The sequence below is a fragment of the Arthrobacter sp. B6 genome (assembly GCF_001663775.1).
Taxonomy (GTDB): domain Bacteria; phylum Actinomycetota; class Actinomycetes; order Actinomycetales; family Micrococcaceae; genus Arthrobacter.
Map to the genome: position 1 here is coordinate 1,813,163 of NZ_KV467168.1, position 25,576 is coordinate 1,838,738.

The 25,576-nt window shown below is 61.9% G+C and carries 19 protein-coding genes and 1 pseudogene; 5 read left to right on the forward strand and 15 right to left on the reverse strand.

Annotated features, from left to right (window positions below; genetic code table 11):
* Positions 1–212: 212 nt before the first annotated feature.
* Positions 213–845, forward strand: coding sequence for a uracil-DNA glycosylase (locus AU175_RS07875; protein ID WP_066287238.1), 633 nt, complete (start codon positions 213–215; stop codon positions 843–845).
* Positions 846–990: 145 nt separating this feature from the next.
* On the opposite strand, the gene AU175_RS07880 is transcribed toward AU175_RS07875, so the two are convergent.
* The 4 genes from AU175_RS07880 to AU175_RS07895 form a co-directional block, all read right to left on the reverse strand.
* Complete coding sequence (locus AU175_RS07880) at positions 991–1,416, reverse strand: DUF3151 domain-containing protein (protein WP_066287240.1); 426 nt, start codon at positions 1,414–1,416, stop codon at positions 991–993.
* Position 1,417: 1 nt separating this feature from the next.
* Positions 1,418–2,437, reverse strand: coding sequence for a class II fructose-bisphosphate aldolase (gene fbaA / locus AU175_RS07885; protein WP_066287245.1), 1,020 nt, complete (start codon positions 2,435–2,437; stop codon positions 1,418–1,420).
* 151 nt (positions 2,438–2,588) lie between these two features.
* Positions 2,589–3,263 (reverse strand): TrmH family RNA methyltransferase, encoded by a 675-nt coding sequence (locus AU175_RS07890; RefSeq protein WP_066287247.1) that lies wholly within the window; start codon positions 3,261–3,263, stop codon positions 2,589–2,591.
* Positions 3,264–3,282: 19 nt separating this feature from the next.
* Positions 3,283–3,813, reverse strand: a complete 531-nt coding sequence (locus AU175_RS07895) for a hypothetical protein (protein WP_231938487.1) — start codon at positions 3,811–3,813, stop codon at positions 3,283–3,285.
* A gap of 113 nt (positions 3,814–3,926) precedes the next feature.
* On the opposite strand from AU175_RS07895, the gene AU175_RS07900 reads away from it, so the two are divergent.
* Positions 3,927–4,757 (forward strand): HAD-IIA family hydrolase, encoded by an 831-nt coding sequence (locus tag AU175_RS07900; protein WP_156642227.1) that lies wholly within the window; start codon positions 3,927–3,929, stop codon positions 4,755–4,757.
* Here the strand turns inward: AU175_RS07900 and AU175_RS07905 are convergent.
* The 6 genes and pseudogenes from AU175_RS07905 to AU175_RS07925 form a co-directional block, all read right to left on the reverse strand.
* On the reverse strand, positions 4,754–5,803 hold the full coding sequence (locus tag AU175_RS07905) for an alpha/beta fold hydrolase (RefSeq protein ID WP_066287249.1): 1,050 nt from the start codon (positions 5,801–5,803) through the stop codon (positions 4,754–4,756). The two genes, AU175_RS07900 and AU175_RS07905, sit on opposite strands and share 4 nt — an antisense overlap.
* Positions 5,804–5,864: 61 nt before the next feature.
* Entirely contained in the window at positions 5,865–6,470 is a 606-nt protein-coding gene (locus AU175_RS07910) for a hypothetical protein (protein WP_066287250.1), read from the reverse strand.
* A gap of 90 nt (positions 6,471–6,560) precedes the next feature.
* The gene (locus AU175_RS07915) at positions 6,561–7,319 is read right to left on the reverse strand and encodes a GAF and ANTAR domain-containing protein (RefSeq protein ID WP_066287251.1); all 759 of its coding nucleotides are present in this window, start codon (positions 7,317–7,319) and stop codon (positions 6,561–6,563) included.
* A gap of 104 nt (positions 7,320–7,423) precedes the next feature.
* Positions 7,424–7,996, reverse strand: coding sequence for an orotate phosphoribosyltransferase (pyrE, locus tag AU175_RS21990; RefSeq protein ID WP_197497142.1), 573 nt, complete (start codon positions 7,994–7,996; stop codon positions 7,424–7,426).
* 105 nt (positions 7,997–8,101) lie between these two features.
* A pseudogene (locus tag AU175_RS07920) lies at positions 8,102–9,328 on the reverse strand (FAD-dependent oxidoreductase); the annotation flags it as partial.
* 728 nt (positions 9,329–10,056) lie between these two features.
* Positions 10,057–11,640: an ABC transporter substrate-binding protein gene (locus AU175_RS07925; protein WP_066287253.1), complete on the reverse strand. Its 1,584-nt coding sequence runs from the start codon at positions 11,638–11,640 to the stop codon at positions 10,057–10,059.
* A gap of 481 nt (positions 11,641–12,121) precedes the next feature.
* Between AU175_RS07925 and AU175_RS07930 the strand changes: the two genes are divergently transcribed.
* A complete protein-coding gene (locus AU175_RS07930; RefSeq protein WP_066287255.1) occupies positions 12,122–12,979 on the forward strand; it encodes an ATP-binding cassette domain-containing protein in 858 nt (285 codons plus the stop codon).
* A 719-nt stretch (positions 12,980–13,698) separates the two neighbouring features.
* Here AU175_RS07930 and AU175_RS07935 read toward each other — a convergent pair.
* The 4 genes from AU175_RS07935 to AU175_RS07950 form a co-directional block, all read right to left on the reverse strand.
* The gene (locus AU175_RS07935; protein WP_066287257.1) at positions 13,699–16,350 is read right to left on the reverse strand and encodes a hypothetical protein; all 2,652 of its coding nucleotides are present in this window, start codon (positions 16,348–16,350) and stop codon (positions 13,699–13,701) included.
* Positions 16,351–16,406: 56 nt separating this feature from the next.
* Entirely contained in the window at positions 16,407–18,482 is a 2,076-nt protein-coding gene (locus AU175_RS07940) for an alpha-amylase family protein (protein WP_066287260.1), read from the reverse strand.
* Positions 18,483–18,658: 176 nt separating this feature from the next.
* Positions 18,659–20,446, reverse strand: a complete 1,788-nt coding sequence (locus AU175_RS07945; protein ID WP_231938488.1) for a dipeptide/oligopeptide/nickel ABC transporter permease/ATP-binding protein — start codon at positions 20,444–20,446, stop codon at positions 18,659–18,661.
* Positions 20,443–21,384 (reverse strand): ABC transporter permease, encoded by a 942-nt coding sequence (locus tag AU175_RS07950; protein WP_066287262.1) that lies wholly within the window; start codon positions 21,382–21,384, stop codon positions 20,443–20,445. Before AU175_RS07950 ends, AU175_RS07945 begins: the two co-directional genes overlap by 4 nt.
* An 868-nt stretch (positions 21,385–22,252) precedes the next feature.
* Between AU175_RS07950 and AU175_RS07955 the strand changes: the two genes are divergently transcribed.
* Entirely contained in the window at positions 22,253–23,251 is a 999-nt protein-coding gene (locus tag AU175_RS07955; protein WP_197497063.1) for a D-2-hydroxyacid dehydrogenase, read from the forward strand.
* A 35-nt stretch (positions 23,252–23,286) separates the two neighbouring features.
* Entirely contained in the window at positions 23,287–24,831 is a 1,545-nt protein-coding gene (locus tag AU175_RS07960; RefSeq protein WP_156642231.1) for an ABC transporter substrate-binding protein, read from the forward strand.
* Between the two features lie 73 nt (positions 24,832–24,904).
* Here the strand turns inward: AU175_RS07960 and AU175_RS07965 are convergent, their stop codons facing one another.
* Complete coding sequence (locus AU175_RS07965; RefSeq protein ID WP_066287268.1) at positions 24,905–25,507, reverse strand: TetR/AcrR family transcriptional regulator; 603 nt, start codon at positions 25,505–25,507, stop codon at positions 24,905–24,907.
* Positions 25,508–25,576 lie beyond the last annotated feature (69 nt).

Here is a 25,576-nt window from a genome sequence, read left to right on the forward strand (position 1 = left end):
CCTGGCCGGCCAGTACCTTGCCAGCCGTCCTCCAGCAATATTGCCGAAGGACGCACCGGCGTTTCGTTTCGCGGGGCTTGCTAGACTGATAGGGACCGACCAGGAATCGGTCCACACCACATTTCAAACCATCCCGGATCTGCGGCGCGGCCCACTGCGCCCATTTTCCGGATTGGCAGCAGCACCTAGCCCCGCAGGAGACATAGCACTACATGACAGCCCTGGCACCCGAATCTTTCCGTGAGCAGCTTCTGAGCCGCCGTTACGAACCCAACGTTGCCGCCGTCAACGAGCTGTGCGATTCCCTGCAGAGCGTCAAGCCCCACACCGAAGTCCCCTACGTCGATCCGATGCACGATGTGGACGAGTGCCGCATCATCAGCCTCTACTCAAACATCGGCGAATCGGACAAGTCCGGTTTCATCACGGCCGGCGACGACGACGCCGCCACCCGCATGCTGGGCATCCAGTGGAAGCTGGGCCTGCGTCCGGAATTTGTGATGCCCTGGAACGTCCACCCGTGGCACACACCGGGTGAGGTGAACGGGAAGTTCACGCCGGACCAGATCTCCGCCGGACTCAAGCCGCTCCTGAAGTTCCTGGCCCTGGTCCCCCGCGCCTCGGTCATCGTGGCACATGGCACCGAAGCCAACCGCCTGGCCAACCTGCTGCTCAAGACAGAGGTGCCCATGATCTGGCGCCGCGGACTCAAGACGTACAAGGTACGTTCCCTGAGCGGCCGCGCCTTCGCCGGCACGCCCGCGCGGCAGGAACAATACCTTGAGGAAATGCGCGTGGCCTATGCCGACGCCATGGCCCGCACCGGTCTCACGGTTCCCAGCTAGTCCCTCCGTATGGAGTTTTTGTCCAGATAACGCGACCAAAAGGCGCTTTTGGTCGCGTTATCTGGACAAAAACTCCTTGGGACGTACGACGGCGGGCGGTCACCTTCCTCTGAAAGGTGACCGCCCGCCGTCGTACTTTTTGCAGTTAGTCTCTGCCTTCGATGGCAGCCTTCGCCGCCGGGTCCGAGTCGTTCAGGAACTTCTCGATCCGTGCCGGCTCGTCTGCCTCACCGATGGCCGAGGAGGCCCGGCCCAGCGAGTAGAGCGCCCGCAGGAAACCACGGTTGGGTTCGTGCTCCCACGGAATGGGACCCACGCCGCGCCAGCCGTTGCGGCGCAGCGAGTCCAGGCCGCGGTGGTAGCCCACGCGTGAGTAGGCGTACGAATCGATGGTGCGCCCTTCGGCCCATGCCTCTTCCGCCAGGACGGCCCACAACAGCGACGAGGTGGGGTGCTTGGCCACGAGGTCCAGGGCTTCCTGGCCGTCCTCCAGCTGCTGGTAGACCTCGGTCTCGGCAGGCAGGAGCGTGGGCTCGGGGCCCATCAGGTTCTTGCGGAACTCGTCGGACATACTAGAACGTCTTACCGGCGGAGCCGAGCTGCTTGGTGGCCTCGACCACGCGGGCAGCCAGGCCGGCTTCGGCGGAGGCACCCCAGACGCGCGGGTCGTAGAGCTTCTTGTTGCCTACTTCGCCGTCGACCTTCAGCACGCCGTCGTAGTTCTTGAACATGTGGTCCACCACCGGACGCGTGTAGGCGTACTGGGTGTCGGTGTCGATGTTCATCTTGATCACGCCGTAGGAAACGGCGTCGGCGATCTCCTGGTCGGAGGAGCCGGAGCCGCCGTGGAACACGAGGTCGAACGGGCTGTCCTTGCCGATCTTGGCGCCTACCTGGGCCTGGATGTCCTTGAGGATCTCCGGGCGCAGCTTCACGCCACCCGGCTTGTACACGCCGTGGACGTTGCCGAAGGTCAGGGCCGTGATGTAGCGGCCATTCTCGCCGGCGCCGAGGGCTTCAATGGTGGCCAGGGCGTCCTCGACGGTGGTGTACAGCTTGTCGTTGATGGCGTTTTCGACGCCGTCTTCTTCGCCGCCGACGATGCCGATTTCAACTTCCAGGATCATCTTCGCGGCGGCGGTGCGCTCCAGCAGTTCGCGTGCCGTGCTCAGGTTCTCGTTCAGCGGCTCGTGGGAACCGTCCCACATGTGCGAGTTGAAGATCGGGTTCCGGCCGGCCTTGACCTCGGCCTCGGAAGCTTCCAGCAGCGGCAGGACGAAGCCGTCCAGCTTGTCCTTGGGGCAGTGGTCCGTGTGAAGGGCGATGTTCACGCCGTAGTTCTTGGCCACTTCACGGGCGAAAGCGGCGAAGCCGAGCGAACCGGCCACCATGTCCTTGGTGGAGGCACCGGACCAGTAGGCGGCGCCACCGGTGGAAACCTGCACGATGCCGTCGGACTCGGCCTCGGCGAAGCCACGCAGTGCCGCGTTCAGCGTCTGCGAGGACGTGACGTTGACGGCGGGGAATGCGAAGCCGCCCGTCTTTGCGCGGTCGATCATCTCGGAGTAGATCTCTGGGGTTGCAATGGGCATGCTGACTCCTAAAGTGAATTTCGTCTGCGGGCTGGGTTGGCCCTGGAGTGAACCTCGTCGGCTAGGAACCATCCTAGCCATTTCTGCCGCGGCGCCGTGTTTCGGGTCACGGAGACCGGTAACACTTGCCTCACCGCACCGCCGGGGTGGCTCAAACGTGCTGGTTGAACACGTGCCGGCGCACCCAGGCGTGCATCGCGATGGCCGCGGCGGACGCCGCGTTGATGGAGCGGGTGGAGCCGAACTGCTCGATCGAAAGGGTGGCGAGGGCGGCCTCGTGCACTTCGGGCGTGAGGCCGGGGCCTTCCTGGCCAAACACCAGCACGCAGTCCTTGGGAAGTTCGTAGGTCTCCAGCGGCACGGAATCCGGGAAGATGTCGATGCCGATGATCGCCAGCCCCTCCCCCTGCGCCCAGGTCACGAAGTCCTCCACCGTGGGGTGGTGGCGGACGTGCTGGTAACGGTCGGTGACCATGGCCCCGCGCCTGTTCCACCGCCGTCGTCCGATGATGTGGACTTCCTTGGCAAGGAACGCGTTGGCCGTACGCACTACGGTGCCGATGTTGAGGTCGTGCTGCCAGTTCTCGATCGCGATATGGAAGTTGTGCCGTTTGGAATCGAGGTCCGCCACGATAGCGTCATGCTTCCAGTAGCGGTACTCGTCCACGACGTTCCGCCGGTCCCCGTCAGCCAGCAGTTCGGGATCCCAATGGTCGCCGGCGGGCAGCTCACCTTCCCAGGGCCCGACGCCGACCTCCGCCTTTGGTCCGGATTCCTCCTCGGGCGGTGGAACGGGCAGCGGCGGGGTCTGGGGATGGTCAGTCACGCTTCAACTCTAGCGGGGGTCAGCCCTGGAGCTTCCAGCGGTTGGCGCGGTACGGGTTGGACAGCTCCTCCAGCAGTTCCGGGTTCTCATCCCAGTACGTCGCGTGGCCGCTGACGCCCACCATCTGCGGTGTGCCCCACGGAGTGACGCTGAACAGGTTGACGGCTTCGATGGCTTCGCCGCGGGCGTTGAGGCAGGTGAAACCGATCACCACGGCGGCGGTCCGGCGGAACTCCCGGATCTCCGGCGGGGTCGTCTCAAAACTGCTGCTGCAGTTGTGGCCCACCAGGTGCTGGGGCAGGTCGGCCGCGGGCATGGCCTTGAACTTCGCCTCGATGTCCTTGATGGCGGCCTGGACCTTCGCGGGCTCCTTGCCGTATTTGCCCTCGTCAGCTTCGGCGAAGAAGGCGTAGGCCAGGGCTATTCCGTCCCCGTCCCGCACCTCGGTGCCCTGGGCTTTTGCTGCATGGGCGCACCCTCGGCGTCCCTGGGCGGTGGCGGCGGCGCACTGTAGTTGTTGCTCATGGCGGTCCCTTTCAGGTACTGGCAAGGGACCGCCACCGCACGGGGGCGCTGGCGTCATTTCTCCGGCATCACGTGTCGGGGGGCCTAAAGATGACAGACTGTAGCCCGGAAAAGGCACATCGGCGTTGGAGGAAAAACGTGGCAAAAACGGACGAGGTCAAAGGATCACCGGCGGTTTACCGAAGCGGGCAGGAGATTGAGTGCTGGCTCACCGACATGGACGGCGTCCTGGTCCACGAAAACCAGGCTGTCCCCGGCGCTGCCGAGCTGATCCAGCGCTGGGTAGACACCTCCAAGCGGTTCCTGGTGCTGACCAACAACTCCATCTTCACTCCCCGCGACCTTGCCGCGCGGCTCCGTGCGTCGGGGCTGGAGGTTCCGGAGGAGAACATCTGGACCTCCGCGCTGGCCACCGCGCAGTTCCTCAAGGACCAGGTGCGCGGCTCCGGTTCCGGAAACCGCGCGTACACCATCGGCGAGGCCGGATTGACGACGGCGCTGCACGAGGCAGGCTTCATCCTCACCGACCAGGACCCGGACTTTGTGGTGCTCGGCGAAACCCGGACGTATTCGTTCGAAGCCATCACCATGGCCATCCGCCTCATCCTGGCCGGGGCGCGCTTCATCGCCACCAACCCCGACGCCACCGGCCCGTCCAAGGACGGACCCATGCCCGCGACCGGAGCCATCGCTGCCCTGATAACCAAGGCCACCGGCCGGGAACCCTATGTCGTGGGCAAGCCGAACCCCATGATGTTCCGGTCGGCGATGAACCAGATCGACGCACATTCAGAGACCACAGCCATGATCGGCGACCGGATGGACACGGACATCATCGCGGGCATGGAGGCGGGCCTGCACACAGTCCTGGTGCTGACCGGCATCACCCAGCGTGAAGACATCGCCGCGTACCCTTTCCGGCCGAACCAGGTCCTGACCTCCGTGGCGGAGCTGAAAACCCAGATCTAGAAGACCGACACGCGGGATCCTCCGCCGGGGAGCGGGAAGAACTCGTTCAGAAGTTGTTCCACTATGGGCCGGTAAATGGTGGGGTTCCAGCCCGGACTGGCGTGCGCCGGCCGGGCCCCCTCCGTTTGCAGGTCAGTTGAGACCATGTTGGAACGGAAGGCCACCTCCCATGCTTCCACGGCGGTCTGGTACCGCACCGTCTGGTCCCGCGGGTTACCGATATAGGCCATCTTTGTTCCGCCGAGTTTCTCCACGAACCGGAGCCCGTCGAAGTGGTAGATGTAGGCGGACTCCGACTGGACAAGGACACTGGACGGGGCGATCGGGGACAGCTGCTCCCAGGTCTGGTCCAGGATCTGGCGCCAACTCCGTTCATCCTTGTGGATCACCCGCTCCCCCAGCTCGTAACCGCCACGCAGCACGGAAGGAACCCGGAAACCCCGCTCGTAGAGGAACACAACGCCGTCGAACCAGCTCTGGTCCAGCACGTCGTGCTTGCTGTACGGGCTCGAATCGAGCAGGATAAACGCCACCTCCACGCCGTGGAGTTCGCGGAGCCGGGCGGCCACCTGGGTAGCCACCATGCCGCCGAAGCTGTGGCCGTAAAAGAACAGTTTGGTGAGCTTTTGCGCACGCACGTGCTCAATTACCGCGATCACCAGTGCGTCGATGTCCAGCCCCTGGTTGGAATAGCCGACGGCGGCAAGCCGGGCGCGCTTGTTCAGCGCACCGCGCAGGGCGTTCAGGATCCACTGTGCCTCTTCCCAGCTGGTTTTGTAGCCCGGGAACAGGAACCAGCTGGCGTCAGGGTAGAAGGCATCGGCGAAATCATCCGGAACATCAAGGATCCTGTTCACCCGGCGCTCCGCCTGGACCCGCTGGGTCAGCAGCATGTCCGCGGCGAGCAGGGACGAGGCGCCAGCTCCTATAAAGAAGCTTCGGCGCGAGAACTGCCTGAGCGCAGCGGCGTCGGCCAACAGCCGGGCATGGTCAGCTCCCGGCTGTTCAAACTGATCCTGCGGATCTGCTTCCCCCCTGTACGGCACACGTCTACCGTACGCATAGCGGAAGCCACTGCCGCAACCCCTGAGGACGGACCGTACTGCGTCAGCAGGCGGCCTGGCCTTCCCGGGCGGGGTCGTACAGGCCTTCCAACGGGTTCCGCCGCGACAGCTCCTGTGCGATCTCGTTGTAACGGGCAAGCAGATCCGAACCGGCGAATGCTTCCGGCTCATCGAGCAGTGCGAAGATCGAATCACTCGCGGCGAGAAGTTCGTCGTCGGAGTAGTCGGCCAAAGGGCGGCCGAACGTCGTGTCAACGGGAGCCTGGCCTTCCCCTCCGACGCTGTCCGCGAAACCCTCCGTAAGCTCATCGGTGATGGCCAGGGACAGCTCGTTGGCGGTGAGTTCCTGGGGGGCCGCATCGGCGGGCGGAGTGAGAATGAGCGAGACGCCGCCTCCGGCTGCGCCGGGAAGCGTGGCCCCGTCGATGGCGTTGAGATCGTTGCGGAGGCCAGCCAAGGCCGATGATTCCACGAAGCAGGCCCGGGAGAGGTCTACATGGACATGCGAAGGGATGCCCATATCCCGAACGCGTCGGATCATCTGGACAAGGGCCGGGCGGGATTCTTCATTGAGGCTGCCCCGGACATCAATCCGTACGGTGTCTGTGAGAACGTCACGCGTAGCGAGGGCGTGCAATTTGCGGTCCATAGGTACTCCAAATAAGGGTGTCTATGGCCGACGGCTCAACCTCGGCAAGCGTATCCTCCCGGCCAGCCCGGCACAAGCTGCGCGGCAGCCCTAGCCTGCCTGGGCTTTGCCCGGCTCCTGGTAATGCGTGCGGGTGCCGGCTCCGCCAACGGAATCCACCAGGGACTTTGCAATATCGCGCAGTTTCGTGTTGCTGTTGCTGGACGCTTCGGTGAGGATGCGGACAGCCGCGTCCTGGCTGCAGCGGTTTTGCGCCATCACGATGCCTACGGCGATGTCGATGATGGTGCGGGACTCCAGCGTGGCACGCAGGTTGGCAGCGCTGTCGGTGTGGAGGGAAAACCTGACGGCCAGGCGCAATGCCTGCGAGATTTCCCTCGTGTAGCCCCGGGCCCTGGCCGCTGCACGCTCGTCGAACTTGTGCGGCGCGTCCGAGTAGAGGTTCAGGGCAGCCTTCGCTTCACCCTGAAGGTTGAAAGGCAGGGACAGTACTGAACGCAACCCATGGGAAGCCACCGCGTTGGCGTAGTCCGGGCCCCAGCGGTCCTCCTCGAAAAGGTCCGGGACGTGGACTTCGCGTTCCTCCTCGGCGGCGGTCAGGCACGGGCCCTGTGACAGCGAGTACTGGATCTCATCCACTTCACGGGCGGAATCGCTGCTCCAGCCGATGGTTGCTGCCTTCCGGTCACGAAGGAGGGTGATGCCGCACAAAGCGTCGTCGCCGTCGCCTGCCATCTGGTGGGCTGAGAACCTGGCCAGCTCGTTGAGGAACTGCTCAAAATCCGCGCTGTCCAGGATAAGGTTCTGGACCTGCTCGGTGGTGTTCAACGGAAGTTCCGGTGGGAGCATGGGGTGTTCTCCAATGGCTGCAAAAGAGGGTTGAGCAAATGATAAGGCGCCCCCCTGCGCCAGTCCAACCGGCACGAGCTTACGCGGGTGCCGGCCGCGCACGATTAGGAGAGTCCCAGCTCGTCCTTGCCAAAAGCGAAGAGGTAGGGCACGCCAGTCTCAGCTTCGATTTTTTCCTTGGCGCCGGTGTCACGGTCCACGATGACAGCAACGGCAACCACATTGCCGCCGGCCTTGCGGACGCCCTCAACCGCGGTGAGCGCCGAGCCACCGGTGGTGGACGTGTCCTCCAGTACCAGCACCTTCCGTCCTTCGACGGACGGGCCCTCGACCTGGCGGCCCATGCCGTAGGACTTCTGCGCCTTGCGGACCACAAAGGCGTCGACTGTCCGGCCGGCGTCCGCCGCGGCGTGCATCACGGCGGTACCCACGGGATCGGCACCCATGGTGAGCCCGCCGGCGCACTCAAAGTCGATGCCGGCGTCGTCCGCCAGTGCCAGCATGACCTGGCCCACCAGCTTGGAAGCCTCGTGGTGCAGGGTGATCCGGCGCAGGTCGATGTAGTAGTCGGCCTCCGCTCCGCTGGAAAGGATTACCTTGCCGCGGACGACGGCGAGCTCCTTGATCAGTTCAAGGAGGCGGGCGCGTGCGGCAGTAGCGTCAAGAGGGGGAGTCATGGTCTCCAGTTTAGTGGTTTCCGGATTTGTGACGGTGCGCCCTGAATCGCTGCGCGGCAGGGTTGGCGAACCGGCCGGGTTACGCCGCTGAACACGGCGGGCGAAGCCGGGCGCGTGTTCCGGGCGGGGTCCGAACGCGATGAGCCGCGGCAGGAGCCGCCGCGCCATGGGAGCGTGCCGGAGAAGGAACAGCAGGGCCGGCGGAGGCCCGGGTGTTCTTCCGGCGAATAACGGAACGAAAACCGCCCGGTGCATGATGCGCTGGACCGTCTGGACAACAACGGTGGGCATCCGGCGCCTGCGTTCAACGGCAGCGAGATCCGCCACCGTCACCTGGCCCCGGAGAAGTGCCGGCACCAGCCGCGCCGCTGCCACCACGGCATCCTGGATGGCGAGGTTGATGCCCACGCCGCCCGCCGGGGACATGGCATGAGCGGCGTCGCCAATGCACAAAAGCCCGTCCACATACCAGCGTCGCAGCCGGTCCAGGCGCACATCGAGCCAGTGAAGGTCATCGAGCGAACGGATGGAGTCCAGGCGGTCCGCCAGGTCCGGCCGAAGCGCCGCGACGCGCTCCCTGAACCGTTCCACGCCTTCCGTGCGGATCCGGACACCCATTCCCTTTGGAGCGATGTAGCCCATTTGGTAGTAATCGTCCCGGAACAGCGCGATCATGGCCTGGCGGTCCCGAAATGCCGGAACGATGCCCGCCACCGCACCCTTCTCCGAAGCGTGCCGGGGCAGTTTGAACCACCAGGTGTCGAATGGCACCGGATACTCCTTCGGCCGCAGGCCCGCGGCCCGACGAAGGACGGAATGGCGGCCGTCCGTGGCGACCACGAGGTCCGCGTGCAACTCCCCTTCCCTGCTGCTGCCGTCGGCACCGCCACGGGTCCGATACCGCACCCCGGTGACGCGCCCGCCGTCGAACATTAGCGACGTTGCTTCATGCTCCATGAGAAGGGTGAAGGAGGGTTCGCGCGCCGCCTCGGTGGCCAGGAAGTTCAGGAAATCCCACTGCGGCATCATGGCGATGTAGTTGTACGGCGGCTTCAGGGAAGCGAAGTCGCCGACAGTGACCATACCGATGCCCGGGATGGGGAAGGCTACGTTGTTCAGCCTGCTCTGCGGAAGGTTCCGGAACGCGTCTCCCAGCCCGAGTTCGTCAATCAGCCTGATGGTGGATGCGTGCACGGTGTCGCCGCGGAAGTCGCGCAGGAAGTCGCCGTGTTTTTCGAGGACCGTGACCTCAACCCCCGCCCGGGCCAGCATCAGCCCCAGCATCATGCCTGCCGGCCCTCCCCCTACAACAGCGCACCCCGTTCGCTCCATGCACCAACGCTACGCCGGGGACTTCACGCTGGATACGACCGCTACTGAATCGGGCCCAGTGAAGCGGCATCGCGCCAGCGTCGCAAGTAACGCGGGTGATTGCTCGCATTCCCAGAGCATTCTCATGTTGTCTTCGGCGCCGGCTTCCGAGGTACAAGGTGGGACGCGAACTGCTCCGTTAAACGGGGCTGCTCCCCAGTCGTCAGAACTGAGTTCTCAGTCCTGACGACTAGGGAGCAGTTTGGACCGTTCCAACCCCGGGTAAACGCACGCTGCTCGAGTACCAGAGGTCGCGAAGAATTCTCGATCCTTCGAGGTGGTAACGAGTTCATTGTAGGAAGCTGGAACAGCCATGGCGCGGGCGCCTGGCAGCGCATCCGTGAACCAGCGCTCGGCGTAGCCTGCTCCGTCGTGATCGATTTTGAAGTCCCACACTCCGTCGAGGTTCTTGCGTTATCGGGTCGTGGTGTCTTGGGGGCCCAGCATATTCTTGTTTCCTGACAAAAGGTGAGGGGTTAGCTTCGGGGCGAGGGCCCCCTGAGATTCGCCGGAGGTCCGGGGTCGAAGTCAAACCTCGGAGTCGCGATTGCTGGCTGTGAGAATCCTCGCAGGAGGCTGACTGGTGCAGCTGCCTTTGGATTGCCCTTTTATCCAACGCGGGTGGCCGAAGGAAGATCCTTCGGCCACCCGCAGTCTGCAGTAGTGCAGGTCTGTCTCTAGACTCCCTGTCAGTCGGTTTTTACATCAAAGGTGCGGATGGATGGGAAGTTCTTCTTACCGTTTCCGAGGAAAGCAATATCCTTCGATGTCACATAATTCTGAGAGTTGAAGAACAATGGAGCGAACAGAGCCTCCTTGACGACATACTCGTTCAGCTTCTTGTACTTCTCGTTACGCGCCTCGGGGTCGACCTCCGAGTTCGCCTCCTTCAGAAGCGTGTCGACTTCTGAGGAGGTCCATTGGAAGGGGTTCTGGGTCTTTCCCTTGAGCTGGCGGATCACCTCGCGTGGCGCCACATCACTTCCCACCGTAAAGAAGTACATCGGGTAGTTGGCGCCGGCCACTGCCGCCGTCGCATTCTGGATGGGGACAGGTTCCCAAGTCACCTTAATTCCGATGTCTCCGAGTGCCTGCGAGAGGGTGGGCTCGAAGGTCGTCGACATTACGGTGCTGGGCATTGATATCTCGAAGCCGTTGGGGAATCCTGCCTCGGCGAGGAGCTTGCGGGCCTTGTCCGGATCGTAACTGTAAGTGCTGTCCAGGCTCTCGTCGTAAACGTCACCGTTCAAGTTGAACTGCTGCGCAGTTGGCACACCCTGTCCTAACAGGATTTTTTCAACCATTGCCTTGCGGTCGAACGCGTAGTTAATGGCCTGGCGGACTCGCACATCCGCCAGCGGCTTGAGCTTGGTACCGGCCCGGTCAGCCAGATTGAGGTAGGAGACCGACGCGCCCTTAACCTGAACGTGATTAAACTCGGGCCTACCCGCGAACTGAGGCATCGCGCTCGCCTGCACCTGGCCGGTATCAATCTCACCTGCCTTTAGGGCGTTGACGATAGCCGTTGAGTCGGTAATAACTCGAACCGTGATTGTCTTGAACGGGTAGGCATCAAGGTTCCAGTAGTCTTCGCGTCGATCCAGCACGAAGGAACTGCCGGTCACGCTCTTCTCAGTGTTGAGGGTGTATGGGCCAGATCCCATTGGATTTGTGGCGATGTTGGGATCACTGAGGTTCTTATCGTCGGCGATTACGCCCGCGTCAGTGGCAATGTTGTTGAGGAACGCCGGGTCAGGGGTAGCGAACTTGACTATAACCGTCTGTTCGTCTGGTGCCTCGACGGACTCTACTGAGGTGAACTTGTCCGTCTGCTGGCCGGGGGTCGTCTTGTTACGCTCGAACGTTGCTTTGACATCTGCGGACGTTGCGGGCTCGCCGTTGCTGAACTTCAGGTCGTCACGCAGCGTCAGGGTCAAGGTGAGCGCGTCATCGCTGTATTTCCATTCCTTGGCAGCGTTCGGCTGTAATTTACCGTCGTTGTCCAGATAAAGCAGGGTGTCGTAAATCGACCCCCAAACATAGGCCTGCGTGCCGCCATCAAGCTGTGCCGGGTCTAGGGACCGCGGTGCAGCCGTAACCCCGAGGGTGATTTTGGCATCGCTGGCCGCCCCCGACGTGGAGGAATTGCCTGAATCGCTGGTCGAAGGGGCACAGGCCGATATTGCGAGGACGCCGGTGATCAGCATCGCTACGCCAGAAGCGCGCACTCCCCGGGACCTGTTCCCGAGAAACGCTATGTTGCGCATGTTCATGAGGACTCCTTTGTCTTGCAAACGTCCCATGCTGCAAGCAATGCGGACGTCCCCGAAAGTCTCGGGCTTTTATAAGTGAACCACCTCACAACCGTTCTGACAACCGGTTGCCGAATAAATTTTCAACGGAATGTACCTTCGTAGGAACCATGGTCTTCTTTGCAATGAATAATGACCCAACCCTCGGCGGCAATCGCTTGTCAAACCTGGCGCGAGGTGGTCTACTGGATGCGGGCAGCAAAAGGTGTGATCGGCCCAACACCACGTTGAGCGGCCACCCAAGCCAGGCCTTGCACGGATGACGAAGGAGCCACCGCATGTGCATTCGAACACGAAAGTCCAGCAGGACGATGGAGTTGTCACGAGGGCGAACCCGTGCGCACGATGTCCAGTCGGTCAAAACGTTGAGAAACGTAACGCCTCAACGCAGCCCGCTTACGGGTGATGCCGGAAAATCTGAGCCAGCTTTGAGAGGGAATCGATGAATCAACTTCTGGACGTCCAAGATCTTCGGGTCTCCTTTCCTGGACGAGGTGTCCGCGCCCGGTCGCTAGAAGTACTACATGGCGTCTCGCTGTCTATCGCACCTGGAGAGGTGCTGGGACTCGTCGGCGAGTCGGGGTCCGGCAAAACGACGATTGGCAGGGCGGTTCTCGGCCTCGTCAAGGCGAGTGGCGGTAACATTTTGCTGAACGGACAAGACATTACTCACGCTGACGCCAAGACGCGCAGGGCCTTGGCCCGCGAGATCCAAGTAGTCTTTCAAGATCCCTATTCTTCGCTTAACCCAGCACTGACAGTTGGGGACATCCTGAGTGAGCCGCTTATCGTGCAGGGGGCCACACCGCGCGACGCGCGCGCAAAGGTCCGCACGCTGCTGGATCAGGTCGGGCTGCCGGGCGATGCGGCCGAGCGGCTGCCGAAGGAGTTCAGCGGCGGTCAGCGACAGCGTGTGGCCATCGCACGGGCACTCGCCCCCGAGCCACGACTGATCGTTTGTGATGAGCCTGTGTCCGCCCTGGACCTGTCCACTCAGGCGCTCGTGCTCGATTTGCTCCTTGATATCCAGCGAGAGACGGGCGTCTCATACCTGTTCATTTCGCATGACCTCTCCGTGGTTCGGCACGTGAGCCATCGGGTCGCGGTTATCTACAAGGGCGACATCGTGGAGACAGGTCCGGCGCGGACCGTGACACTCACTCCGGAGCATCCATACACCCAGCGGCTGCTCCTCGCAGCACCGGTTGCCGACCCCGCTAACCAGGAGAAGCGTAGAGCGGAGCGGCGTAGGCTCATCGAGCAGCAGCGGCAGCAGGACGAGCACGCCGGAGCGGCCTAGCTGGTTGGCTGAAGCCTTGGCCGCACCCGTTTAGCCCGGCTGGCCACCCTTGTGACAGGTCAGCACTTCGGCCAAAAGCCGGTCAGAGTGAGCTCACACAGCATTCGTGGTATGGCCGGGCTATCCAGCGGTCAAAGTGTGTGTCGTACGCGGCGATGGCCGCGTACGACACCGTAATGTTGGGCCCTAAGAAGACGCATTCAATTCCATCGGACCCTGTTTAGGTCCCGGTCAGGGCGGGGACTCGCTGATGATCCGCGGTCCCATCCATCTTTCCGGCTGTGCCTGCCTCCGCCAAGGACCTGGCGAAAGATCCGGTCCCAGTTGCCGTCGGCGCCGGAACGGCGATGCCACCTCCACGCCGTCCGCACGGAGGGACTCCGCAGGCAGGTCGCGCCAAGCGATCCCACAACGTACCGGTAGATGATCCCTTCAATGAAGCGACCCGGCGGTGGCCCCGAAACGGTCGCCCCGCCAGCCTCCGGACTCGGTAGCATAGTGTCGATCCGGGACCACTGATCGACACTTAAGGGAGCTGTTCGCGCCACCTGTCAAGGATTTCAGCCGACAGCCAGATCATTTAGCCCCTGAAGGGTGATGCCAAACCGGTGGAGTCCGCGGAGGAACGGATCCCCAGCCGAGTACCCCAAGCCCAGGCAATCAAGGCCGGACCACAAGTGAAGGGGGAACTCCAACTCCCCGCCGTGTGGGGGGAGCATTCAGTGGGACGCCTCGTAGCGAACGACCGAATTGGGCTTTGTCCTCGTTATCCAGGTCGTGCTGTGCACTAGCTCATAGGGCTGGTTGGACAGGGTTTCGTTGAAGGCGGGAACGAACACGGGGTGGTCCCCGTCAGTATGCACTTCAGCGAAGTAGACCAAAGGGAACGCCGCCGTCGTGTAACCGGAAGGGAGAACAGCGACAAAACCATCGGTAACGCGCTCCATTTCCGCCGTCTTGTAGTCCTCGGCCTGGTTCAGGTGTCGGTAGTGGAGTACAGCACGGGCTATGGCGGGATCTGCGGTCACGAGCCGGACTTCGAGCGACGCCCCGCGATCGAAGGACGGTACGTTTTCAAAACGGGCGTCGGCGATCCATCGGTCCTTCCGCCGCTCAGGTTGTGAAACGCCTCCGCCCTCCGGCTTTTTCGGCGCGCGCTCAAGTTCCCGCTTAAGGAGGTGGAGGTCCTCCCGCATCCCCATGATCCTGTCGGACCAAGTGCCACGGTCGGATATTCCGACGCCGAACGCGAGGTCGTTCTGGTACACACCCGGTACGATCCTCCCGATGCCTGCATACGCGGCGTGCGCGGCCTCCAGGATCCGGATCGCCTCCTCAAGGAGCTTTGTATCCCCCATCCGCCGGAACAGGGCGTACTGCACTGCAGCCTGGAACTTGCCGGCAAAAAACTGCCCGAGCTGGATGAGCACCCGGAGATCAATGATGGTGCGCAGCGTCTGGGGGTTATCAGAGGAGGCAGAGGCGGTGGCTCGTGACAAGGCCTGCTCACCCTCTGCAACCATCGCCTCGATCCACGATGCTACCTCGAGCGGGGTGTACTTCGGCTGCAGTTGACCTGCCGTCGCATCATCGGCGTACTCTCCTATGCTGTAGAACAAGGTCGGATCAAACGGGCTGACCCCTTCCCATGTCTTGGGATCAGGTGTATCCCAGGCGTAATGCATCGAAAGCTTCCACTCAGAGATGGGCAAGTCGACGTACATTTCGGGAGAGTAGAAGTTGTTGGCGCCGCTGACGCCGTGGACAACGGTTACCAAGGGCAGGATGCGGCTGAGACTAGAAAGCGCCGTCTCAAAGTCACCTGCAGCTGCGCCATAGTCTGAGCGGAGCGTTCGCTGCCATGTCTCCGGACAGGCGTCTGGATCGTAGAGGAGGCGACCCCAAAGCACGTAGGTGTAACGGTATTTGCGCCAGTCCGACACACCGAGGCGGAGATCATCACGTACGTATGGATCGCGGCGCACCGGTTCCCCGGTGCCTCTTCGTCCCTTGAAGGTCAACGGCTCGCAGAATTCGACACCCCTGGACCCGCCAATGGTCGAATACCGGCCGAAACCACTGGCGATGGCCGGGTCGCCCCACAAGAGCAATTTCTGAGTTCCCGGCCACATCCGAAACATGACGTCGGTCGGCCGGTCCTCATTGAGGTAGTCGGCGTAACCGTAGCGCGTGAACCGCCGGTCGCCGTCCGTGACCCCGGTCATCGCTTTCTCCATTCCGGGGAAGTGGAGGGGGTGCCGCTCATGCTCTCGAATCGAGGCCTGGTGGTATGGCAGGCCCATGTGCTCGGCCAAGTACTTTGCCGAGATCACTGGCCGCAGATTTGGCTTCCTGGCCGCATCGATCAGGGCCTGGTCCACCCCCTTCGCGTGCATATCAACCTCGATCGTGCGCCCGACCCTGGAGATGCGGTCGAAGATCTTCTCCCAGAAGACCTCATGCCCCTCCTCATGGATTCCGCCCTCGTGATGGACCCGGAAAGTAACCCCGTCGATTTCGGGGATCCGTTCCAGGAGCAGGCCGAGGGCATCGGCTGAGTAATCCGAGTGCGACTCCGGACCAATACCGAGTATGGGGTACCAGTGGCGGGAGTCGTACCCGAAGTCGTATGCGTGGTTCCACAAACCCAGTTGAAAGCTCATGCCGCGGCGACGCGTCTCCCGGGCAATGTAGGCCAGCGCCTCGAAGTTACGGTCACGTTCGGCGTTTGAGATGCCCTCAGCCCGCACTTGATATCCCGGCACTTCCAGCAGGAAGGGGTAGGCGAAAACGAGGTAGTTGTCCGTAGCGGTGCGGCTCTCCCACCCTGTTCCGTAGTTATATTGCATCCCAAACGCCAGGTGGAACCGGTTGAAGCGCTGGGCGGCGAGGTGGTCGAGGTACTCAGTCCAGAAGGAGCGGTCATGGAACCACGGGCTGTCCTCGTGGACGCTTGAAAAGTTCCGCTGAATGCCCCGTACAGGGACGGCAGGGCACTGGGACTCGCTCCAGCCGGCCGGCAGTCCGTCCAGGCCATCAACGCGGACGCGCTCCGTTACTTCCGAGAGGGCATATGCATACCCGCGCTCGTCCCCGGCCACGATGGCGACGCGGCGGCCACCGATGTACGGCTCTGTAACGACGAGCGAGTACGACTCGGATTCGCCCGAAGTGTCTGCGAGCCCTTCCTTCGCGAGTGCATCAGTGTCAGCGAGGTCCAGGAGCACGATCTCCAAGGCGGGACGGTTCCCCGGCCCTTCAGCCTTAAGGCCTGGCCGATCAATCTCCCGCAGCTTTTCGATTGCCCAGGCGACCGGCTTCAGGTGGACTGTGGCTGGATCTGAAGTGATGGTGATGTGGGACCTCAGCATGGAGATTCCTTCCGATGTTCTTGGCGCGGGGGCGTTGTGTCCGTGGCTGGGAGTTATTACTGGGTCGTGATCGTGATGACCTCGAATAGCTCCAGTGGGGGCAGATCGATCACCAGGTCGTCGTTTACGGCGGCTGAATCCAATTCCAGGCCGGCGACCAGAGCCTCCACCAGGACCTTCTCCCGGCCGCGTCCAGCCAAATGCAGCCGACCTCCGTTGACGGGAACGTGTGGTCCATACGATCGGCGGCGTACACCCGTGTGGTTGAGGATATGGATGACTGTGCTGTTCCCGCTTCGTCCTGCGATGAGCTCAACACCTTCATGAATGTCGCCTGCGATGTCCGGGGTAACGAGGGACCGAACGAGCCCGAGAAGGTGGTCCCGCACATCCGTTTTTCCAAACTCCCGGTACGTTCGCCCAATAGTCCACGGGACATACGCGACTTCGCCGCCGCCATAGTGACCGCGCACATAGTCGGGATGCGCACTTCCCGTGTGGCCATAGGCGAGCTCGGGCGGAGCGAATGGTGCGCGGGGAAGCATGAAGCCCACTTTTGCCGCATCGGGCTTCCAGACGAAAGGATGATACCGCCCGTAGACCGGGACAATCGGTGCCTCATAGTAGAACTCGTCCATTCGCGGCTGGGCCGCATCCGTCACGAAAGTGGAGCGGAGATCGGTCCCGGACAGTACGGCGTCCAGGGTGCGAACTGCCGGATTGCACTTCAGTTCGACGACGCCGTCGCGGCTCAAACCGGCGGAGCCGGTGGCCATCACATTCCCGCCTCGATGGACGAATCCATCGACCCCTGCGGCCGTTTCACCCAACGTGCCCACATCGGGCAGGATCAGAAGGGAGTACCGGTCCAACGCTCCGTTCCTGGCGAGCTTTCCGAGCTGGTCGACCGGAATCACGTCAAATGGCAGGTGCGCCTCAAGCAATGACAGGTACACCCCGCGGAATTCCTCAAGGGCGTCCCAGTGGTTCGGTGCCGACGAGGCGATGTCCGGTCGGACCAGACCGATGTTTGCGGTAGGGCGCAGTTTCCGGTACAGGTCGCTGTGCTGACTCCGGAATCGCATCACCTCCCGGCCAGTGGAGATGCTCAATGCCATCGGCAAGCGGCCCGGCGCACCCATGTAGTACGCCGAGGGATTCCCGCCACGGGCCATTGTTTGAAGCACATACTGCGCGAAGTGCTCGGGTTGCTCGGACCCCATTCGATACGTGCTGTCAATGAAGGCGACGCAGTTGACCATGACGGAGGATTCCGGCCGTGACGAGACGTGCGCACTGACGGCCTCCGCCGTGGCGTGTGGCCAGAGTTCCGTCCCGGGCATGGACCGGAACGCATTGTTCGCTTCCAAGTAGACGATGGGGGCGCCGGCACGAAGGATAACGCCGATATCCCGAGACTTCGAGTTCACATGATCCGCGATTCGTGCGGTCAGATCGCCGAGTGTCGCACTCACGTACTGACGCCAGAGACCGAAAGTCTCCGCCTTCATGTCAGCAGGAAGCTCTTTTCCCCCGCTGAATCGCTCGAATCCAACCTTGCATGAGTCACAGTGACAAGGCCCGTGCATCACCTCGTCGTAATCGCGCTCGTTGAAGTTGAACCAATTAAAGAACACTGCGTCGATGTCGTAGCGATCTATAAGCTCGTCCAGCACGTCGAACGTCCGAGACTGGTAGTACTCAGATGAAGGGCAGACGCTGAAGAGCGTGTGGTAGACCTGCGGTTTTCCCCCCACTGATCGGAAGAGCCACTCAGGATGTTCTTTCGCGATACGCGTCGATACCTTCGACATGTCCAGCCTGGCGATGATCTTGAGTTCGCGTCGCTTTGCGGCCGCCACTGCGTCACCGAACAGGTCACCGGAAGGACGCACACTGAGGAGCGGATTGCGCGTTTGGAAGGGCAAATCCGTGGGATAGAAAGACTCAATCCCACCCGCATTGAGCAACCACGTGTCTGCGCCGTAATCCACGGCGGCATCAGCAGCCTTATCTACGTCCATATGAACGTCGATTTCCTGCAGATTCGTTTGCAGCACGTTGTACGGATCGAGCCAGCGGCTGTCCTGCGGGAGGTTGCGATCGTATTCAGCGGAAGAACCGTGAAGCATGAAAAGCCTATCTGATGAGTTCCGGCTGTGTGCCGACTGATGTTAGGTAAAGAGAGGGGCTGGTAGAGCGACGTGAAGGCTTTGGGAAACACGCCTCCGCGCGCGGGACCTCGACTGGAAGGCCCGCCAAGGGAACGCCACCCGGGAGTCCTCTGCACTGAGCAGCGGGCCGAATATCAGGCGAGTTCCTTGGCGGCCGACACTCTGACAACGGGAGCGTCCTCGCGGACACTATCCTCATCGAGGATTGCTTCAAGAAGCTCGCGTGTGTAGGGGTGCTGCGGGTTGCTGAAAACCTCGACGACGTCTCCTGACTCGACGATCCGGCCCTGCTGCATCACGGCCATTCGGTCGCAGATATCCGCTACTACGCCGAAGTTATGGGTGACCAACAGAATCGCCATCCCCATTTCCTTCTGAAGATCGCGAAGCAGGTCGAGGATCTCAGCCTGAATCGTGACATCAAGGGCAGTGGTGGGCTCGTCAGCGATCAGGAGCTTGGGTCCGCTCGCCACTGCGCCAGCAATCAAAATGCGCTGCGCCATGCCGCCGGAGATCTGATGTGGATACAGGTTGAAAGTTCTTTGCGGGTCGGTGATACCCACATGCTCCATCAGCTCAAGCGCTCGTTCCCGAGCGTCGTGCCGCGAAAGTGACGTCGCGCTCCGGATGCCTTCGACGAGCTGGGCGCCCACCGTGAATGAGGCGTCGAGGTTCGACATCGGTTCCTGCGGGACATAAGCGATGGAACGTCCACGCAGCTTGCGAAGCTCCCCCTCACGCAGCCCAATGAGCTCACGACCGTCCAACTTGATCGAGCCATTTGTAATGATCGATTCCGGAGGAAGTACACCTAGGATCGCGAAGGCGGTCTGGGTCTTACCAGACCCCGACTCGCCGACAAGTCCGAGCGTTTCTCCCGCCCGCAGGTCGAGTGAGACACCTTTGAGCACGGGCTTCTTTTCGCCCGACGGCGTCGGGTAGGAAATTTCCAGGTTCTGCACCTGAAGCAGGTCCGCGGCCTGGCCGCCGGTCTGGTCCGTCGTGGTCACTGCGGCTTGGGCTGGTGCTCCTATCTTCGAGGCCTTAGGACGGACACCCTCGAGTGAGTCCCGCAGGGAGTTGCCCAGTAGGACCAGACAAGCAGACATCAGCCCTAGCAGCAGCGCCGGCCAGACGAACTGGAGCGGGTCGACGTAGAGGTTCAGAAAGCCCGATGAAATCATGGCGCCGAAGCTGGGAACCTCAGCGGATCCGAGGCCGAGAAATGCCAGGCCGGCCTGGACGTTGATGGCCGAGCCCGTGAGGAATGCCGCCGAGATGATGACTGGCCCGCGTACCACCGGCATTACGTGCCGGCCCAGGACCCGTAGTGTTGACAGGCCCGAGACGCGGGCCGCGTCGACGTAGAGCTCGTTCTTCACACCAATCGTGAGGTTGCGTACGATGCGGTAGACACCCGGGGCGAGAAGGACTCCGAAGATGAGCATCGTGGCCCGGTAATCGCCCTTCGTCACCGGCATAAGGACGATAAGTAAGAGGATGCCCGGGAACGTCATGATCAGGTTGAAAATCCACTCGACGGAGGTCCGTACGCGGCTCCCGAAGTACCCGCCCACCAGTCCGAAAAAGAGCCCGATGACGATTGCCACACTGGTACCTATCAGACCCGAGATGACACTCGTATTGATCGCGTAGAGCAGCCGCGCAAAGATGTCCTGCCCGCTTTGATCTCCGCCCAGGAGGTAGCCGGGGGTCCCGATTTTGGCATTAACGGCATCGAGCGACGACTCGTTTGGCCCATGTTGTGTGATCAGCGGCGCCAATATGCCGAGGGCTATGACCAACAGCAGGAAGCTGGCCGTGATGATGGCTTGAGGGTCTCGGATCAGTCTGCGGTATGCCGACCGGCGGACGGGAGTTGCCGGGGCCTCCGTCGCGATGATAGCTGCTTCGGTGCTCAATAGATTCTCGCCTTCGGATTTAGCCAACCATTGATGAGGTCTGTCACCAGATTGACACTGACGACGAGCATCACACTGAATACTGTGATGCCCATGATGACTGGGATGTCCCCTTGCAGGGAGGAGTTGAACGCAAACGAGCCGAACCCGGGAAGGGCAAACACCTGCTCGATGATGAGTGCACCGCCGAACATCGAGATGAACTCGAGCGACAGGACAACGAGCGCCGGAGCAGCGGCATTGCGCAGTGCATGGCGATACACGATGGACCACGTCGGAACGCCTCGGGTACGGAGCGTCCGCACGTAATCCTTCTGGAGCTCGCCGATCATCGTTCCTCGCACCTGGGCCGCGATGTTCGCGATTCCGTTGATAACCAGCACGATCACCGGGATGGTGATCGACGCGGCCCATTTGCTCGGACTTTCGCTGAACGGGGTGAATCCAGTAGCAGGCAGGAGGCGCAGATTGATGGAGAGGACAACGACGAGGACAATCGCGATAAGCAGGTTCGGCAGCAGGTGTCCAAGCAGGGAGGCACTCTGGGTAACACGGTCAATCGCTCCGGCCCGTGAAGCCGCGAGCACGCCAAGGGCGACGGCCACCACGACGCTGATGACAAGTGCGGTGAGAACGATGGACAGCGTCACGCCGAGACGTGCTACGACGGCGCCGACCACGGCCTCGCTTGTAAAGAAGGAGACCCCGAAGTCACCGCGGACCACGCCTCCGAGCCAGTCAAAATACTGGATGATGAATGGGCGATCGAGTCCCATATCTTTCTTAAGGGCCTGGATCGAGTCCGCAGTCGCTGCAGGGCCGAGGATATTGGCGGCGACCCCATCAGATGAAAAGCTGAGCAGCCAATACGTAAGGAAGGTCACCAGAGCGGCGAGAATCACTCCAATAGCGAGACGGCGAAGAATGTACTGAACCATTCCTGGCCCTACCTAAGCTCTCGCCGGAAAATAGACGAGTTGGGAATTGGCAACTGGGTTGCTGGCGACCATCCTGGTCGCGGAGCTCTGCGCCGGGACAATGAGCGTATGCACATCGCGATGACTCCTTTGTCGGATCGTTCGGTTGAGTGCCGGCCCGATCGGCCGGCGTAGGTACCGCGCATGCCAACTCTATGTGCATCGGGCCAATTTGACAACCGGTTGCCGAACAAATTTGCCGGAGGGTTTGCTCCCTGCCCTCTCAGCTCCCAGCTACCTGCACGTGGCCTGCGCGCCGCCTTGGGCGCCGAGAGCTGAACCGCTTGCGCCGGTCCGGCGTAGACTTCAGCGCTGGTTAACGACGCATCATGGGGGAATCCGCCATGCCGGGTACGCGGACTCGGACGGAGACATGCTGTTCATTTTTGGCAACCGACCTCTTCGGGTTGCACCACTCCTTAAGCATTGCCTTCCTGCAGAGGCCCGGCTACCCGTGGTGGGTCGTTGGACTCATCCCGGCTCTGTTCCTGCGCTTTTTGCAGCCGCCACAATGCGCTCAACATTCAAGCGCGCCGTCGCCGCGCGAGGAGGGTCGATCTGCCTGGCAGCACCGTCACAGTGTTGCGCCACGCAATCGGTTGGCACTTTGCGCGGGATGCGATGTTAGGCGTGGGGCGGAAGAGCGCCTACAGCGCGGCACTTCGCGAAGTATTACTGATTTGCGGTCATTTCAGTGATGGCAACCGGTTGACAAAAATGCAAATCCGAATACGCTCATAGCAAGTGAGTTTTGAAAAACAACTCGTCTCAACTGCTACAAGGAAGTGCAGCGATGGCTACAAATTCGCCAGTCCATGAGGTACACAGCGTGCTCGCCACCGTCATGTGGGAGCCTGAGGAACTTGAGCAGCTTCGGCAGGCGTTCGCTCCAGCCGAGTTCTTGCATCTTCATCCCGGGGACGCCAGCGGCATCGCTGATGCCCTTGAGCGGGTGGATGTTGCAATCCATTTGATGGATATCGACGATCGGTTCCTTGCAGCCCCCAATCTGCGCTGGGTGCACTGTGATCATTCCGGTTTGACACGCTCTGCACGTCCCGAGGTGTTCGAAAAGGGACTTATTGTTACGGGGTCGGCTGGCAGGTCCGCCGAAGCCCTTGCGCAGCACGGGTTCTACTTCGCCCTGTCCTTGACCTTTGACGCAAAGCAGCTTTTCGCGATGCAGGCCGCCCACGTATGGGGCGGCATTCCGGCCTACCACAACCGCTTCGCATTATGGGGGAAAACGTTGGGGATCGTCGGCTTGGGTAACACCGGCCGGGCGATGGCTGATCTGGGCAAGGCGTTCGGCATGAATGTCATCGGCTACCGGCGGAGCGCCGGTGACGTGCCCAGCAGCGTGGACAGGATGCTTTCAGTTGACGCTGGCGACTCCCTGAATCCACTTCTAGAAGAATCAGACGTCATCATGCTGGCGGCCCCGCTGAACGATGACAGCTATCATTTGTTCTCCGGCGACCAGTTCGAGCGGATGAAGAGCGACGCCTACCTTATCAACATCGGGCGGGGTCAGCTCGTTGACCAGGACGCGCTGATCAGCGCTTTGGTAGCAGGGGAAATCGCCGGAGCAGGTCTCGACGTGACTGATCCTGAGCCGCTGCCGGCCGACTCTCCGCTATGGGACATGCCGAACGTCATGATAACTCCCCATATGACCCCGAAACTTCCGTCACGCACCCAGCGCTCGATCGATCTCATCCTCGAGAACCTTCACCGATACCAGCGCGCCGAGCCGCTGCTTAACGCCATTACGCCGCGGGATGTATTCACCAAAGGTCCCCGTCCAGCTCAACCGACCCGTTCATGAGATACACAACAACCGCAACGAGCAAAGGAGCTCTCATGCCCCAAGTACAACCACCCCGCCTCGTTATCGGGGCCATCGCCGCAGCGGCGATGCTCGCCCTATCGGCATGCGGCACGAGCGAGCCCTCGCCTTCCGCCACTGAAGGCGGTGACAGCGACCGCAACGCCACGATAGCGCTGGGCGTGCAAGCCCCGCCCAATTCCTTGGACCCGGCACAGCTGCATGACGGTACCCAGCGGTACGTCTGGTCGACCCTCTACGACACGCTTATCTACAGCAACAACGAGGGCAAGCTGGAACCAGCTGCAGCGGAGAGCTGGCAGTACTCCGAGGACGCGCTGACGCTGACCATGAAACTCCGGGACGACCTCAAATTCAGCGATGGTGATCCTGTCACGTCGGCGGCGGTGAAGGCCACACTCGAACGCACGAAAAATACCCCGGGACCCCAGCAGAGCAACTTGGCTGCTGTTGACTCCGTCGAGGCTCCCGATGAGCGAACCGCTGTCCTCCGTCTCAAGCGTCCGGATCCCAACCTCCTTGTCGCTCTCTCCTATGGGTCCGGTGTCATCGGTGACCCCGACACGCTCGCTGACCCGAGTCGAGCCCTCAACCCCGTAGCTTCCGGTCCCTACGTCCTCAATACGGACAAAACGATCGCTGGGACGACCTACGTCCTGGAACGGCGCGATGACCACTGGAATGCGGATGCCTACCCGTTCAAGACGGTCACCATCAGGGCGATCGCGGACCGGACAGCGCTCTTCAATGCATTGCTCACCGGAGAACTCGACGCGGGCACCGTCGACGGGACGCAGGCGGAGCAGGCGAAGGGCGGGGGGTTGAACGTGAAGCCCGTCGATTCCACAGCGATCGCCGAGCTGGTGCTCGCAGACCGCGCGGGCACCGTTACTCCGGAACTGGCCGATGTCCGTGTTCGAAAGGCCATCAACATGGCCCTGGACAAAGAGGGCGTCGTGAAAGCCATACTTCGTGGCAACGGCAAGACGACCAATCAGGTCTTCAACGAATTTTCGCCGGCGTACGATCCGAAACTTGACGACGTCTATTCCTACGACCGCGAAGCGGCGCGCAAGCTTCTAGCTGAAGCTGGCTACCCGGATGGCTTCAAACTGGTGATGCCCGCGAACCTGCCGTCCCTGCAATATCAGCCCACCATCAGCCAGCTACTTGGGGATATCGGAATAAAGGTGGAATGGGAGCCAGTTCCCGCAACGAGTGCCGGACAGAACACCAAGTGGGGCGCCTACTGGAACATCGGTGGCACTGCGGCGGCGACCAGGACTGCCGCCGTGTATTACCGGTCAGGCGGTTCGCAGAATCCCTTCAAGTCCACGGATCCTAAACTCGACAAACTGTTCCAGCAATTGGATGCCGAGACAGATACGAAGCGTCAGGGAGAAATCCTGAGGGACATCAACGAATTCGGAGTGCAGGAGGCCTGGTTCGCTCCAGTGTTCTCGCAGACGACGCTCTGGGCCACTCAGCCGGGCTTCGAATACGTCGGCTCGGGTGTATCGCTGTTCGACCTCCGCGCTTTCGGAACCAGCAACAAGTAAGTCAGCTTCGCGACGATTCGCCCGTCGGGCACCCACCGCGGTGCTCCGGCGGGCGAATCACTTAAGTCGTGGGTCAGGCCTGATCCAGATGCAGGACCGCTAGTGCTGCCTGGAGATGGGCGGTGGGTGTCGGTTCCTGGCCGGCTGCCCACTGCAGCCAGGCTTCAAATGAGGCGCCAATAAGGGCAGCGCAGAAATATCGTGCAGTTGCCTCAGGAACACCGCGGGCCGTCAGATAGGAACGCGTCCGATCACGTTGCGCCCCCAGAAACTCGTAGCTGCGGCTCATGAGCTCCGGATGTTCCGCGATCAGTCGCAGGCGTCCGCGGGTAACTGCCAGGTCCGGAAGGGCGTCAACTCCGGCAACGAGCGCATCACGAAGGCCATCCAGGACCTCTTCGGCCGTCAAGTTTGCGGCCGGAGGCGAATCCAACAGAGGCGCGGAGGCGGCGATCGCGGGTCCCATGCCGCCCCACACCAGCTCCGCCTTGGTTGCGAAATGGCGGTACAGGGTCTTGCGTCCGACGCCGGCATCACGGGCGATGTCCTCCATGGAGGTTTGCTCATATCCGCGTTCGGCAAACATGCGCAACGCGAGCGCTGCCACCGCGTCAGGGTCGATGCTCACCGGCCGCCCCAGGGCGCGGGTGGAAGTTGTCAGGTTATCCGAGGACATCCCACCAGTATTCACCCTTCCTTTACGACACAGAGTGTCGTAAAGTGGGGCCCCGGCCACCGCCGAATC